The organism is Allopusillimonas ginsengisoli (assembly GCF_004153455.1).
In the GTDB taxonomy this organism is placed as follows: Bacteria; Pseudomonadota; Gammaproteobacteria; order Burkholderiales; family Burkholderiaceae_B; genus Allopusillimonas; species Allopusillimonas ginsengisoli.
The window spans coordinates 953,129-966,430 of record NZ_SDQE01000001.1 but is presented as its reverse complement, the minus strand read 5'-3'; the positions used below and the strand labels follow the sequence as shown (position 1 = coordinate 966,430).

Genomic DNA, 13,302 nt, shown 5'->3' with positions numbered 1-13,302 from the left:
ATATCTGTGTTTTCAGACGCACGCCTCACCAACTTCATCGCGAACACGCTGGTTCTGCTGGCCGTGTTCGCGTTGCTGGCGGGTGCCGTTGCGTGGATTGCACAACGCCCTTATTTTGCCATTTCGACTATACAGATTGAACCGCAGGATGAAGCGGGCGCGCTGGCCTATGTGTCCCCGGCCGGGGTTCGGGCCACTATCGCCGGCAAGATCGCGGGCAACTTCTTCTCGGTGCGCCTGGACGAGACGCGTCGACTGATCGAGACAGTGCCCTGGGTGCGGCACGCCAGTGTACGGCGCATCTGGCCCAACACCTTGCGTGTCAGGATCGAAGAGCAGCAGCCGCTGGCGTTCTGGAACGAAAACCAGATGATCAACACCTGGGGTGAAGCCTTCATGGCCAACCAGGGCGAGCTGCCGGACGACACCCAGATGCCGCAGCTCAATGGGCCTGACAATTCCGAGCGCCTGGTGGTTCAGCGCTATGCAGAGATTGCACGCTGGTTTGCGCCGCTCAACCTGCATGTCAGGGAGGTGACGCTGAGCCCGCGCTACGCGTGGGAAGTGACCCTGTCCGACGGCATGCATTTGAGCCTGGGTCGCGATCCCGCCGCCGATGTTGCCGATCCGCATGGCCGCGCGGGCGCGTTGCCTTTCGCTGCCCGCATCGAGCGCTTTGTGCAGGCATGGCCGCAGCTGGCGCAGCGGCTGGATGGGCGCAACATCAGTAACGCAGATTTACGCTATTCCAACGGTTTTGCCATTACGTTGGCTCCTGTTTCCAATACCTCTACGAAGTAAAGACTATGACCCGTGACATCAAAGACCTGATCGTTGCACTCGATATCGGCACCAGCAAAGTGGTTGCCGTCGTAGCCGAGATACTGCCGGAAGGCCGGTTCGAAGTCCTGGGCCTGGGACAGCATGAGTCCCAGGGGATGCGTAAGGGCGTGGTCGTCAATATCGAGTCCACCGTCAATTCCATCCAGCGGGCACTCGAAGAAGCCGAGTTGATGGCAGACTGCAAGATCCGCGAAGTCTATACCGGCATTGCCGGCAGCCATATCACCAGCTTCAATTCCAGCGGCATGGTGGCCGTGAAGGACAAGGAGGTGACGGCGACAGATGTGGCTCGCGTGATCGAAACCGCCAAGGCAGTCAATATCCCGACCGACCAACAAGTGCTGCACGTGCTCACGCAGGAGTTCATTGTGGACTCCCAGGAAGACATCCGTGAGCCGATCGGCATGAGCGGGCTGCGTCTGGAAGTGCGGGTTCATATCGTGACCGGGGCGGTGAGCGCCGCCCAGAATATCGTCAAGTGCGTACGGCGCTGTGGGCTGGAAGTACAAGACCTGATTCTGCAGCCCCTGGCATCCAGCCTGGCCTGCCTGACGTCCGACGAGAAAGAGCTTGGCGTGGTGCTGGTGGACATCGGTGGCGGCACGACGGATATCGCGATCTTCACGGGCGGCGCGATCCGGCACACCGCTGTCGTGCCGATCGCTGGCGATCAGATCACCAGCGACATCGCTGCGATGTTGCGCACGCCTACGCCCGACGCCGAAGAAATCAAACTGCGCTTCGGCGTTGCCAAGCAAGTGCTGGCCAGTGCCGATGAACACATCGAAGTGCCAGGCCTGGGCGACCGGCCCAACCGGCAGGTCAAGCGCCAGGCGCTCGGCGCAGTGATCGAGCCCCGTGTCGAGGAATTGTTCACCTTTGTTCAGCAGATTGTGCGCGAGTCCGGCTACGAGGATCTCCTGGCTTCGGGCGTGGTGCTTACTGGCGGGACGTCGCTCATGCCCGGCATTGTCGAGCTGGCCGAGGATGTCTTTCTCAAGCCTGTGCGCGTCGCTGTGCCGGCCTACGAAGGCAGCCTGGCAGATGTTATGCACAATCCGCGTTTTTCCACCGTGATGGGCTTGCTGTCCGAGGCCCGGTTGCAGCGTGCACGCGGCCGCAAGGTCGCCCAGCAGAAGGGCAGCTTCAAGACGCTGCTGGCACGCATGAAGGAGTGGTTCATGAATTAGGGCGCAACTGCCCTGATGGGTGGGTGGCATAAACCTGCTCATGGAGGGGTTTTCAAATCAGGTGCGAGCGAAGGTGGCTGGCATTTCCTTTGAAACCGTTCCGAACAACAAGCAGTACTGGGGGAATCTTATTTTGTTTATCGTTTTTCTGGATATGTGAGGGAGTCAAGCATGATGAACTTTGAAATGCTCGATACGAGCACCAATGGCACCGTAATCAAGGTTGTCGGAGTTGGGGGCGCAGGCGGCAACGCTGTGGCGCATATGATTCGTTCCGGCGTGAACGGCGTGGACTTTATCTGCGCGAATACAGATGCGCAGGCACTTGCCACGACCGAAGCGCCTGTGCAGATTCGCCTTGGCCGCACCGGCCTGGGCGCTGGCGCACGGCCCGAGCAAGGCCGCGCTGCGGCCGAAACTGCTCGTGAAGAAATTCGCGCAGCACTGACGGGCGCGCACATGGTGTTCATCACCGCGGGCATGGGGGGTGGCACGGGTACGGGCGCCGGTCCGGTGGTGGCGGAAGTTGCCAAGGAACTGGGCATTCTGACGGTTGGCGTGGTCACCAAGCCTTTTGGCTTTGAAGGCAACAAGCGCCTGAAGATGGCGGAAGAGGGCATTACCGAGCTGTCCAAGCACGTGCACTCGCTCATCGTCGTGCTGAACGAAAACCTCTACGATCTGATGGATGACGATGCCACACAGGAAGACTGCTTCAAGTCGGCCGACGACGTGTTGCATAACGCTTGCGCAGGCATTGCCGAGATCATCAACGTAGAAGGCAACGTCAACGTCGACTTCGAAGACGTCAAGACCATCATGGGCGAGCAGGGCCAGGCCATGATGGGCACCTCCATCGCAGCCGGGGCCGATCGCGCCCGTGTCGCGGCGGAACGCGCCATTGCTTGCCCGCTGCTCGAAGGCGTCGATTTGCACGGTGCGCGCGGCATGTTGGTCAACATCACCGCAAGCCGTACGCTCAAGATGCGCGAAACCCGCGAAATCATGGACACCATCCGCAGCTATGCCGCAGACGATGCCACGATCGTGTTCGGCACGGCCTACGACGAGTCCATGGGTGAAAACCTGCGTGTTACCGTTGTTGCCACCGGCCTGGGCCGTCCGAACGCTTCGCGTCCACAACTGGTATCCAACAACCAGGAAGCGCTGCGCACTGGCACGGACGACTACGCGGCTGCAGGTTACGATTTCAGCAACTCGGATGTGCCTGCCGTAATCCGCAATCCACGTGGCCAGGCTTCGGCCCAGGTGCGTGCATTGGAAACGGCTGGCATGGATCATTTCGATATCCCTGCCTTCCTGCGCAAGCAGGCTGACTGATCCAGGCTGTTTTGTAACGACGCAGACTCTCGCATGCCTGCCGGCTTGTCCGGCAGGATTCCTGGCTGCGCGCCTTGCCTACTCCCCCGGGGGCGAGGTGCGCTGCCGCGACTGAAGCGCGCTGAAACACTTGAGTCGCTGTCTGAAACAACAAAATTTAATGGTAAACCCTCAATTCGGCTACAATGACTGATCTATAAAGAGGCTAAAAACAAGGGCGTAAGCTCCTGATATCCCACACATGTTACGTCAACGCACCATACAAAGACCCATCAGCACCAAAGGTGTTGGCCTGCACTCAGGCCGACGGGTAGAGCTCACCCTACGTCCGGCGGCCCCCAATACCGGCATCGTCTTTCACCGCGTTGATCTGCCCGAAATCGTCGACCTCCCTGCCCAGGCGCACCAGGTCGGCAACACGCGCATGGCCTCAGTCTTGCAAAAAGGCGATGTACGCGTTTCCACGGTCGAGCACCTGATGTCTGCCCTGGCTGGGCTGGGCATCGACAACCTGCACGTCGATCTAACCGCTGAAGAAGTCCCCATCATGGATGGCAGCGCCGGTACCTTTGTGTATCTGTTGCGCTCGGCTGGCCTCGAAGAGCAGGCGGCCGCCAAGCAGTTTCTGCGCGTGCTTGAGCCCATCGAAGTGCGTGAAGGCGAGGGCGACGACCTCAAGTGGGCGCGCCTGGAGCCTTACGATGGCTTTGCGCTGTCTTTTGCAATCGATTTTCATCATCCCGCCATCGACTCCACGGCCAACTTTGCCGAAGTCGATTTCGCCAAAGATTCCTACGTCAAGACCATTGCCCGTGCGCGCACGTTTGGCTTTGTCAACGAGGTCGAAGCCTTGCGCGCCGCAGGGCTGGCGCGGGGCGGCAGTCTTGATAATGCCATCGTCATGGACGAATACCGCGTGCTCAACGCCGACGGCCTGCGCTATGACGATGAATTCGTAAAACACAAGATACTGGACGCCATTGGCGATCTTTATCTTATTGGCAAGCCTCTTGTTGCGCGCTATGTGGCGTGCAAGTCGGGGCACGGTCTGAACAACCAGCTTGCGCGGGCGCTGCTGGCCCGCCAGGAAAGCTGGGAAATCATCACCTACGCGTCCACCGCGACGGCGCCCAAGGCGTTTACGCACGAATGGAAGCTGGCCTAGGCCAGCATGATTCGCGGCGTACGGGCTCGGTAACGCGGCGCAACCGCACCCAGCGCGGCGCGCGCAAGCCTTTGCTATTGGCTTGCGCGCGCCGTGCGCATTATTGCCGGTGGTGTTTCAGCAGACGGGTGATTGCATCGGCCAGAGGCCCTGGTCTCAGACCGCTGCGAAGCTCATCGAAGGCCTGTAGGGCGCCGCTGTCCAGTGGCGTTACAGTACGCTCCACTGTTTTGGTGGGTGCTCTGAGCAGTCCAGCCTGCACCTTCACGCTGACCTCCTGTACGTCCCATCCGCGGCTGGCCAGCAGGTGTACGATGCGTGGCGCAAGCTGCCGAAGCTTGGAGGCATAGGCTGCGCTGGGAACTGCCAGTGTTATGCGCTGTCTCTCTATACGGGCCACCTGGCAGGCATCGGCCAGCGCCGCGGGCAAAGCCTGACGCGCGGCTTCCTGCACGGCAAGCATATTGCGCGCGGCCGCCAGCACGCTGGCGCCATGTTGGTCATTGCCCAGCCAGTTAACGGCCAGGGTTGCCGGTTGCGCCTTGTCGTGAGGGCGAGTTGTAGAAGATCGGTGCGTACGCGCCATGGCTAGCCAAAGTTAAGGAAACGAGAAGTAAGTTTATGCAGTCTATCCATAGTCATCATGTTGATTCTAACCGCAAGGGCCTCAGGGTCGTTGCGATCGTGCTTCTCTGCGTGGCCGCCCTGGGCGCGTCGGCTGCCGCAGGCGCCTGGATGCAGTCGCGTCTGACCCCACGCCCGGTGCTCAGCGCCGATCAGGAACGGATCATTGCAGACCAGTTGTCGCGCGATTCCGCGTATGTCCGCGAGAACGTGGGGCAATTGGCCGCGCGTGTGGGCGACATGCAGGCCCGGCTGATCGCCATGGGGGGCCTGAGCAAGCGTGTGGCCGAGGCGGCTGGCGTGTCGTATACAAATCCCGAAGTTCCAGCCAGCCTGGCGCAACCCGCTTATGCGATCATGGACGATATTCATGCAGGAGCTACCGGTATTTCCGATACGGCGTCGCCCCGAAGCGATGCGCAATGGACGGCCGAGGGCGTTGGCCGCCAGCTGGACTTGCTGGCGCGGCAGCTCTCAGAACAAAAAGACTGGCTTGGCATGCTGGATCTGGTCATGACCAAGCGGGCAGGAGCCGAGACCGGCCTGCCGTCTTTCCAGCCAGTCGATTACCCGTATCTCAGTTCCTCCTTCGGATGGCGTCGCCACCCCATCACAGGCCGGCATGTCATGCACGAAGGGCTGGACTTTGCGGCGCCCAAGGGTACGCCCATCCACGCGGCATCGGGCGGCGTTGTCACCGAAGCCCGTTACGTGACAGGATATGGCAAGCTGGTCGAGGTCAACCACGGCAATGGCATTATTACGCGGTACGCTCATGCGTCGTCCATCAACGTCAAGCTGGGCGATCTCGTCGAAAAAGGTCAGATGATCGCCCGGGTAGGGACCACCGGCCGATCCACCGGGCCTCATCTGCACTTCGAGGTACGCATGGCTGGCCATCCTCTGGATCCTACTTTATTCCTGCCGCACCAGCAGCCTTCCGACAAGCTGGTCGCAGACGCGTCGCAGGATACTGGCGTCCTCATTCCCAGCCTGCGCTAAGCCATAGTTCCCTGGCTGCGTTAAACTGTAGCGTTTTCTGCGGAGATTTTCCGCCAACCCAAACAACAGGCATGCGGGTTCGCGCCGGTACAGGGCGTATCCCACCGACGACACACGAATGGTTTCCTTGCTAAAAAAGCTGATTGGCAGTCGTAACGACCGCATACTTAAACAGTACCGAAAGCAGGTTGCGCAGATTAACGCGCTCGAACCCGCTCTCGCCGCACTTTCCGACGAGGAGCTGACTGCAAAAACCGCTGTTTTCCGTCAAAGGTTGGCAGAAGGCGCCACACTGGACGACCTGCTGCCCGAGGCATTTGCTGTGGTGCGAGAGGGCAGCAAGCGGGTTTTTGGCATGCGTCACTTCGATGTGCAACTGCTTGGCGCGATTGCCCTGCATAACGGCAAGATCGCCGAAATGCGTACGGGCGAAGGTAAAACGCTCATGGCAACGCTGGCGGTGTACCTGAACGCGCTGGCGGGGCGTGGCGTGCACGTGGTCACGGTCAACGACTACCTGGCCCGGCGCGATGCAGAATGGATGGGCCGCCTGTACAACTTTTTGGGAATGACGGTGGGCGTTGTTGTTCCGCAGCAAGACAACGAAGAAAAGCGCGCCGCCTACATTGCCGACATTACATACGGCACCAACAACGAATACGGCTTCGATTACCTGCGCGACAACATGGAATACCGCGCCGAGGATCGTCGCCAGAGGCCCCTGTACTACGCCATCGTCGACGAAGTCGACTCCATTCTGATCGACGAGGCCCGCACGCCGCTCATTATCTCCGGCCAGGCCGAAGACAATACCGAACTCTATATCCGCCTCAATGTAGTGCCGCCTATGCTGGTGCGTATGAAAGAGGAACCCAAGCCGCACGAGCCTGAGCCCGAGGGCGATTACTGGGTGGATGAAAAGGCGCAACAGGTGTACCTGTCCGAAGCCGGGCAGATCCGGGTTGAGGAAATCCTGACCGAGATCGGCATCCTGCCCGAGGGCGAATCGCTTTACGATCCTCGCCATATCTCGCTGGTGCACCATCTCATGGTTGCCCTGCGCGCGCACAATCTGTTTTTCCGCGATCAGCAGTATGTGGTGCAAGATGGCGAAATCGTTATCGTCGACGAGTTTACCGGGCGATTGATGGCCGGCCGGCGCTGGTCCGACGGCTTGCACCAGGCTGTCGAGGCCAAGGAAGGCGTCAAGATCCAGAACGAAAACCAGACGCTGGCTTCCATTACGTTCCAGAACTACTTCCGGATGTACGAGAAGCTGGCCGGTATGACAGGCACGGCCGATACCGAAGCATACGAATTCCAGGAGATATATTCCCTGGAAACCGTCATCATCCCCACCAATCGTCCGATGGCCCGGCAGGACCAGAACGACCAGGTCTTCAAGACCGATGTCGAAAAATACAACGCCATTCTGGCCGATATCAAAGACTGCCACGAACGCGGCCAGCCAGTACTGGTGGGCACGACCAGCATCGAAAACTCCGAGTTGCTGGCGGGCCTGCTCAACAAGGCCAAACTGCCGCACGAAGTCCTGAATGCCAAGCAACATGCCCGCGAAGCCGAGATCGTTGCCGAAGCCGGTAAGCCCGGCCATATCACTATTGCGACCAATATGGCAGGTCGAGGCACAGACATCGTGCTGGGCGGCAGCGTCGAGAAACAGGTCGACCTGATCCGGGCCGATGAATCCCTTGCCCCGGAAGAAAAAGAAGCCCGGATCGCCAAGATCAAGGCCGAATGGCAGCCGGCCAACGAGGCGGTCAAGGCGGCGGGAGGCTTGCGCATTATCGGCACCGAGCGCCACGAATCGCGCCGTATCGATAATCAGCTGCGTGGCCGTGCCGGCCGCCAGGGCGATCCCGGTTCTTCCCGTTTTTATCTCTCGCTCGAAGATTCGCTGATGCGTATTTTTGCAGGCGACCGCGTCCGCGCCATCATGGAGCGGCTGCGACTGCCAGAGGGCGAGCCCATCGAAGCCAAGATGGTGTCGCGGTCGATTGAATCCGCGCAGCGCAAGGTCGAGGGACGCAACTTCGACATTCGCAAGCAGTTGCTGCAGTACGACGATGTCGCCAACGATCAGCGCAAGGTGCTTTATTCGCAGCGCAATGAAGTACTCGAATCCGAGGACGTGTCCGAGACCATTGCCAACCTGCGTCATGCCGCCATTTCCGAGCAGTTCCGTGCCTTCGTTCCTGAAGAATCCATGGAAGAGCAATGGGATACAACCGGCCTGCAGAACGTGCTTGAATCCGAATGGCAGATCTCCCTGCCCTTGGTCGAGATGCTCGAGAAGGAACCCAACCTGACCGACGACGACCTGCTTGAGCGTGTACTGGCTGAGGCAGACCGTCTGTACGAGGAGAAGGTCGAATTGGTGAGCAAGGCGGGCTGGGCGCCTTTCGAGCGCTCGATGCTGCTGCAGTCGATCGATACCAATTGGCGCAGCCATTTGTCGGCGCTCGATCACTTGCGCCAGGGGATTCATCTACGGGGCTATGCCCAGAAAGATCCCAAGCAGGAATACAAGCGCGAAGCCTTTGAACTGTTCTCAGCCATGCTTGACCGCATCCGCAATGAAGTCGTCCGTACGCTGATGACGGTGCGTGTGCAGTCCCGCGAACAGGTCGAGGTCGATGAGCCCGAACCCACGCTCGAGAACGTTACTTATCACCACTCCGATTACGACGCTGCGCTCAGCGGCGAAGATCCTGGCCTGGGTGAAACCTCGCCGGTCGCTCCGCAGTCTGGGGCGCGCGCAGCAGGTTTGGCGGGTGGGCAGAAGATAGGCCGCAACGATCCTTGCCCGTGCGGCAGCGGCAAGAAGTACAAACACTGTCACGGTCGTCTGGCCTGATCCTGCCGGCCATGGCTGGCGCGCACCAGCCAGCCATGCGCTGCGGGCCTGCTTGTACACCACATGTTGGCGAGCTCTGCTGTACCTGAAGCAGAAGCCTGAAGCCTACAGCAGAAGCCTGAAGCAGAAGCCTGAAGCAGAAGCCTAAAGCAGAAAGATTGTCGCCAGGCCCAGAAAAATAAAAAATCCCAATGAATCCGTGGCAAAGGTGAGCAGCACGGACGAGCCCACCGCGGGATCCTTGCCAAAGCGTTCACGCAGCATGGGGATCATCACCCCCAGCCCTGCGCCGATCAGCATATTGAAGATCATGGCGGCCATCATCACGCCTGCAATGGCGGGCGAGCCTGAGATCGCCCATGCAAAGCCCGCTGCCACGAAGCTGCCGCACAAGCCCACAAAAAACGTTACAGTCAGCTCGCGCCGCACGAGTTGCCACGCATTCGATTCCGTAACACGCCCAACCGCCAGCGCGCGGATAATCATTGTCATGGTCTGATTGCCCGAGTTGCCGCCTATCCCCGCCACGATGGACATCAGAAACGCCAGAATCACGATGTGACTGACGGTATTCTCAAAGCGCGATGCCACCAATGATGCCGTGGATGCTGTGCAAAGATTCACAAACAACCAAGGCGCACGGTTGCGCAAGGCATCCATGACAGGCGCAAAGATGTCTTCTTCCTGCAGACCGGCCCGCGACAATGCCTGCTCTTGAGAGTCTTCCTGGATCACATCCACGACATCGGCAATGGTGACGCGGCCGATCAATCGCCCCTGATCGTCGACGACTGGCGCGGACACAAGATCGTATCGTTCGAAAGCGCCTGCCGCGTCTGCATCGGAATCCAGGGGGTTGAGCGTGAGGTAGTCGGTGGACATGGCCTCAGACACCAGCACCTCGGGTTCGCGCACCAGTAATTTGGACAGACTGAGGATACCTTGTAGTTTGTCCTGACGGTCTACAACGAAGATCTGGTCGGTATGGTCGGGCAGCTCCTGCAGGCGGCGCAAATAGCGCAGTACGACTTCCAGCGAGATGTCCTCGCGCACCCGCACCATTTCGAAGTCCATAATGGCGCCCACCGTGTCTTCGGGGTAGCCCATGGCTTCGATCAGTTGGGCGCGCTCGGCGTCGGTCAGGCCCTTCTGAACTTCGGCAATGACATCCGGTGGCAGATCGGCGGCAAGGTCGGCGATCTCGTCCGCGTCCATGGTGCCAGTGGCGTTGACCAGATCCTGGTGGTCCATGGACTTGATGAGGGATTCGCGTGCCCAGTCATCCACTTCGAGCAGCACGTCGGCGTCATGTTCCGCCGACACCAGCTGCCACACGGCCTGTCGCTCCTGCACCGGGAGGGACTCCAGGATAAAGGCAATATCCGCCGGGTGCAGCTTGTTGACAATCGCCTGGATCTCGGCCTCGTGCTGGCGCTGCAACAGGCCCTCAAGCAGGTGAGAGCGGTCGTCTGCCTCGTATTGACGCTGTGCCAAACCCTCCACGACCTCCTGACGCCGGAGTATGGATTGAAGCTCTTGCAAGGCGAGCTGGGCATCTTCCGGGTCGAGGCGACGCGGGATGTTGATCGGCACGCTTTCTTCCTGCGCGTGGAGATCCGTCATAGGCAAACCTTGGTGTTATACGGGTGGCAGGGGGCGACGCTGGCGCTTATCGTCGGTGGCGACGTAGGTGAGTATAGCCTCGGTAACCTTGACGACCTCGACTTCCAGGCGCTGGCGTTCAGCGTAGACCTCGACCGAGATGGTAATTGACGTGGTGCCAACCTTGATGATCTCGGCATAAAAGCTGAGCAAATCCCCGACAAACACCGGTTGCTTGAAGGTAAAAGAATTGACGGCGACCGTTGCCACGCGGCCTGCCGCGCGGCGCGTGGCGGGGATGGAACCGGCGATGTCGACCTGCGCCATGATCCAGCCGCCGAACACATCGCCATGGATGTTGGCATCTGAGGGCTGGGGCATCACGCGCAGGACGGCGTGCCGTTCAGGTGGAGGCAGGATGTTGCTGGAAGTTTGGTTAGCCAAAATTGTGGTTCCGGATGTTGCCAAGGGAGTCAGGCCGCCTGCGCGGCCAGCCATTGTCGGGCGAGCTCCACCCAATAGGTGGCGCCCAGCGGGATGAGCTCATCGTTGAAATCGTAACTGCCGTTGTGCAGCATGCAAGGGCCTGCGCCATGCCCCAGGCTGCGATGGTCGCCGTCGCCGTTGCCTATCCAGACGTAGGCGCCTGGGAGCGCTTTGACCATGAAAGCGAAGTCTTCGGCGCCCATGGACGGCCGCACATTGTCCTGGACTTTTTCGCTCCCGACGATGCTTTTCATGACCTGGGCGCAAAAGGCGGCCTCGGCCTCATGATTGATGGTCGGCGGATACTTGCGCTCGAAATGGAACTCGGCCTTGCAGTTCAGGGCCTGGGCTGTATGCTCGGTGGCCTCGGCCATGCGTTGCTCGATCAGATCAAGAATTTCTTCTGTCAGCGTGCGTACGGTGCCCCGCAATACGGCGTCGTTGGGAATCACGTTGTCGGCAGAGCCGGTATGGATCTGGGTGACGCTGAGCACAGCTGGATCCAGCGGGTTGATATTGCGCGACACGATGGTTTGCAGGGTTTGCGCAAGTTGCACGGCCGCCATGACCGGATCTGTGCCCAAGTGTGGCATGCCGCCATGTGCGCCTTTGCCTTCGAGGCGAATTTCGAAGGTATTGCTGGATGCCATCATGGGGCCGGCTCTCACGCCAAAACTGCCGACAGGCATGCCAGGCCAATTGTGCATCCCGAACACAGCCTGCATGGGAAAGCGTTCGAACAGGCCGTCGTCTATCATGGCCTTTGCGCCCTTGAACCCTTCTTCGGCAGGCTGGAAGATGACATAGACTGTGCCGTTGAAGTCCCGGTGCTCGGCCAGGTAGCGGGCCGCCGCCAGAAGCATGGCGGTATGGCCGTCGTGGCCACAGGCGTGCATCTTGCCCGGGTTGCGGCTGGCGTGTTCAAAGGTGTTCAGTTCCTGCATGGGCAGCGCATCCATGTCGGCGCGCAGGCCAAGCGCGGGTCCGTTCTGCGTGGTGCCGTGTATGGTGCCCACTACGCCGGTCTTGCCCAGCCCCTTTTGCACGGGAATCCCCCAGGACTCCAGTTTTTGCGCGACCAGATCGGACGTGCGGTTCTCTTCGTAAGCGAGCTCGGGGTGGGCGTGTATATCCCGGCGTATGTCGGCGATTTCCGAGTGCCATCCGACGATTGCATCTGTGAGTTTCATATCCGGGTGTCCTGTAAGAGGTTCAGGAAATATCGCGTGCGAATGCTTCTCCGTATTCTAGTCTTTCTTCAGGTGCGGCTGAATCATTGCGTCGAGGGCCGGGGCGGTTTGTGGGTTGCCGGCATAGACATACCCCTTGATGGGCCAGGGATCGCGATGATGGATATCTTCGCAGATGCCGCCAGCCTCGCGGACAATGACCGTGCCTGCCGCTACGTCCCAGGGGGCCAGGCCCATTTCCCAGTAGCCGTCGTAGCGGCCACAGGCAACCCAGGCCAGATCGAGCGCAGCCGCGCCCAGCCGGCGCACGCCCCGCGTATTGCTGATGGCATGATTCAGGGTTGGCATGTACTGATCCGCAAAGGAAAAATCGCGGAAGGGGAAGCCGGTGCCGATTACCGATTCGGCCAGGTTCGGGGCGGATGATACATTGATACGGCGCTCGTTGAGCCACGCCCCGACGCCGTACATGGCGGTGAACAGTTCTTCGCGGCACGGGTCGTACACAACGCCGATCACGGGCGTGTCGCGCTCTAGCGGCGTGTCGCCATCGACGATGCTGCCGGCATGGGCAATAAGCGCGATGGAAACCGCATACTGGGGTATGCCATGCAGAAAGTTGGTGGTGCCGTCGAGCGGGTCGATATACCAGGAAGCCGCCCCCGACGTTTGGCCGCCGCTTTCTTCGGCGACAATGCCGTAGTCTGGCGTGCGTTCACGCAGGATGTTGATGACGGCTTCTTCGGATTCGCGATCCGCCTGCGAGACCAAGTCGTTGCGGGTCTTGGTGTCTATGACCAGCTCGGCCCGGTTACGGGAGTAGGCTTGTAAAATAGCGGCAGCGGCGTGGGCAGCGGTGACGGCTGCGTCCAGGCAGTCGCTGAGTGGAAGACGGGTTGATTGCATAACTGGTAAAGGCCCCTCCATGAGCTTGCGGGCTCTGAGCATTGCGCTCGTTCACGTGCATTGTACGTGATGGTT

11 protein-coding genes are annotated in these 13,302 nt (G+C 60.1%); 6 read left to right on the top strand and 5 right to left on the bottom strand.

Annotation, left to right across the window (positions count from 1 at the left end):
* The first annotated feature begins 6 nt into the window (after positions 1-6).
* The 4 genes from ERE07_RS04775 (at position 7) to lpxC (ending at position 4,539) form a co-directional block, all read left to right on the top strand.
* On the top strand, positions 7-801 hold the full coding sequence (locus ERE07_RS04775; protein ID WP_130007627.1) for a cell division protein FtsQ/DivIB: 795 nt from the start codon (positions 7-9) through the stop codon (positions 799-801).
* Between the two features lie 5 nt (positions 802-806).
* A complete protein-coding gene (gene ftsA, locus ERE07_RS04770) occupies positions 807-2,033 on the top strand; it encodes a cell division protein FtsA (protein ID WP_130007626.1) in 1,227 nt (408 codons plus the stop codon).
* A gap of 171 nt (positions 2,034-2,204) precedes the next feature.
* On the top strand, positions 2,205-3,374 hold the full coding sequence (gene ftsZ / locus ERE07_RS04765; RefSeq protein ID WP_130007625.1) for a cell division protein FtsZ: 1,170 nt from the start codon (positions 2,205-2,207) through the stop codon (positions 3,372-3,374).
* A 241-nt stretch (positions 3,375-3,615) separates the two neighbouring features.
* Entirely contained in the window at positions 3,616-4,539 is a 924-nt protein-coding gene (gene lpxC / locus ERE07_RS04760; RefSeq protein ID WP_130007624.1) for a UDP-3-O-acyl-N-acetylglucosamine deacetylase, read from the top strand.
* 100 nt (positions 4,540-4,639) lie between these two features.
* Here the strand turns inward: lpxC and ERE07_RS04755 are convergent, their stop codons facing one another.
* A complete protein-coding gene (locus tag ERE07_RS04755) occupies positions 4,640-5,125 on the bottom strand; it encodes a DciA family protein (RefSeq protein WP_130007623.1) in 486 nt (161 codons plus the stop codon).
* 35 nt (positions 5,126-5,160) lie between these two features.
* On the opposite strand from ERE07_RS04755, the gene ERE07_RS04750 reads away from it, so the two are divergent.
* A complete protein-coding gene (locus tag ERE07_RS04750; protein WP_130007622.1) occupies positions 5,161-6,165 on the top strand; it encodes a M23 family metallopeptidase in 1,005 nt (334 codons plus the stop codon).
* Between the two features lie 118 nt (positions 6,166-6,283).
* On the top strand, positions 6,284-9,043 hold the full coding sequence (secA, locus tag ERE07_RS04745) for a preprotein translocase subunit SecA (RefSeq protein ID WP_130007621.1): 2,760 nt from the start codon (positions 6,284-6,286) through the stop codon (positions 9,041-9,043).
* A gap of 144 nt (positions 9,044-9,187) precedes the next feature.
* On the opposite strand, the gene mgtE is transcribed toward secA, so the two are convergent.
* The 4 genes from mgtE to ERE07_RS04725 all read right to left on the bottom strand — a co-directional run bounded on the left by mgtE (position 9,188) and on the right by ERE07_RS04725 (position 13,227).
* The gene (mgtE, locus tag ERE07_RS04740; RefSeq protein WP_130007620.1) at positions 9,188-10,666 is read right to left on the bottom strand and encodes a magnesium transporter; all 1,479 of its coding nucleotides are present in this window, start codon (positions 10,664-10,666) and stop codon (positions 9,188-9,190) included.
* A 15-nt stretch (positions 10,667-10,681) separates the two neighbouring features.
* A complete protein-coding gene (locus ERE07_RS04735) occupies positions 10,682-11,026 on the bottom strand; it encodes an acyl-CoA thioesterase (RefSeq protein ID WP_245153450.1) in 345 nt (114 codons plus the stop codon).
* A gap of 92 nt (positions 11,027-11,118) precedes the next feature.
* Positions 11,119-12,321 (bottom strand): M20 aminoacylase family protein, encoded by a 1,203-nt coding sequence (locus tag ERE07_RS04730; protein WP_130007619.1) that lies wholly within the window; start codon positions 12,319-12,321, stop codon positions 11,119-11,121.
* 57 nt (positions 12,322-12,378) lie between these two features.
* Entirely contained in the window at positions 12,379-13,227 is an 849-nt protein-coding gene (locus ERE07_RS04725; RefSeq protein ID WP_130007618.1) for an inositol monophosphatase family protein, read from the bottom strand.
* Positions 13,228-13,302: the final 75 nt, after the last annotated feature.

What these genes read in the sequence shown, in the direction of transcription:
- ERE07_RS04735 (WP_245153450.1), bottom strand. Translation starts at nt 11,026, where the DNA reads ATGCCCCAGCCCTCAGATGCCAACATCCATGGCGATGTGTTCGGCGGC.
- ERE07_RS04755 (WP_130007623.1), bottom strand. Translation starts at nt 5,125, where the DNA reads ATGGCGCGTACGCACCGATCTTCTACAACTCGCCCTCACGACAAGGCG.
- secA (WP_130007621.1), top strand. Translation starts at nt 6,284, where the DNA reads ATGGTTTCCTTGCTAAAAAAGCTGATTGGCAGTCGTAACGACCGCATA.
- ERE07_RS04725 (WP_130007618.1), bottom strand. Translation starts at nt 13,227, where the DNA reads ATGCAATCAACCCGTCTTCCACTCAGCGACTGCCTGGACGCAGCCGTC.
- mgtE (WP_130007620.1), bottom strand. Translation starts at nt 10,666, where the DNA reads ATGACGGATCTCCACGCGCAGGAAGAAAGCGTGCCGATCAACATCCCG.
- ftsZ (WP_130007625.1), top strand. Translation starts at nt 2,205, where the DNA reads ATGATGAACTTTGAAATGCTCGATACGAGCACCAATGGCACCGTAATC.
- lpxC (WP_130007624.1), top strand. Translation starts at nt 3,616, where the DNA reads ATGTTACGTCAACGCACCATACAAAGACCCATCAGCACCAAAGGTGTT.
- ERE07_RS04730 (WP_130007619.1), bottom strand. Translation starts at nt 12,321, where the DNA reads ATGAAACTCACAGATGCAATCGTCGGATGGCACTCGGAAATCGCCGAC.
- ftsA (WP_130007626.1), top strand. Translation starts at nt 807, where the DNA reads ATGACCCGTGACATCAAAGACCTGATCGTTGCACTCGATATCGGCACC.
- ERE07_RS04750 (WP_130007622.1), top strand. Translation starts at nt 5,161, where the DNA reads ATGCAGTCTATCCATAGTCATCATGTTGATTCTAACCGCAAGGGCCTC.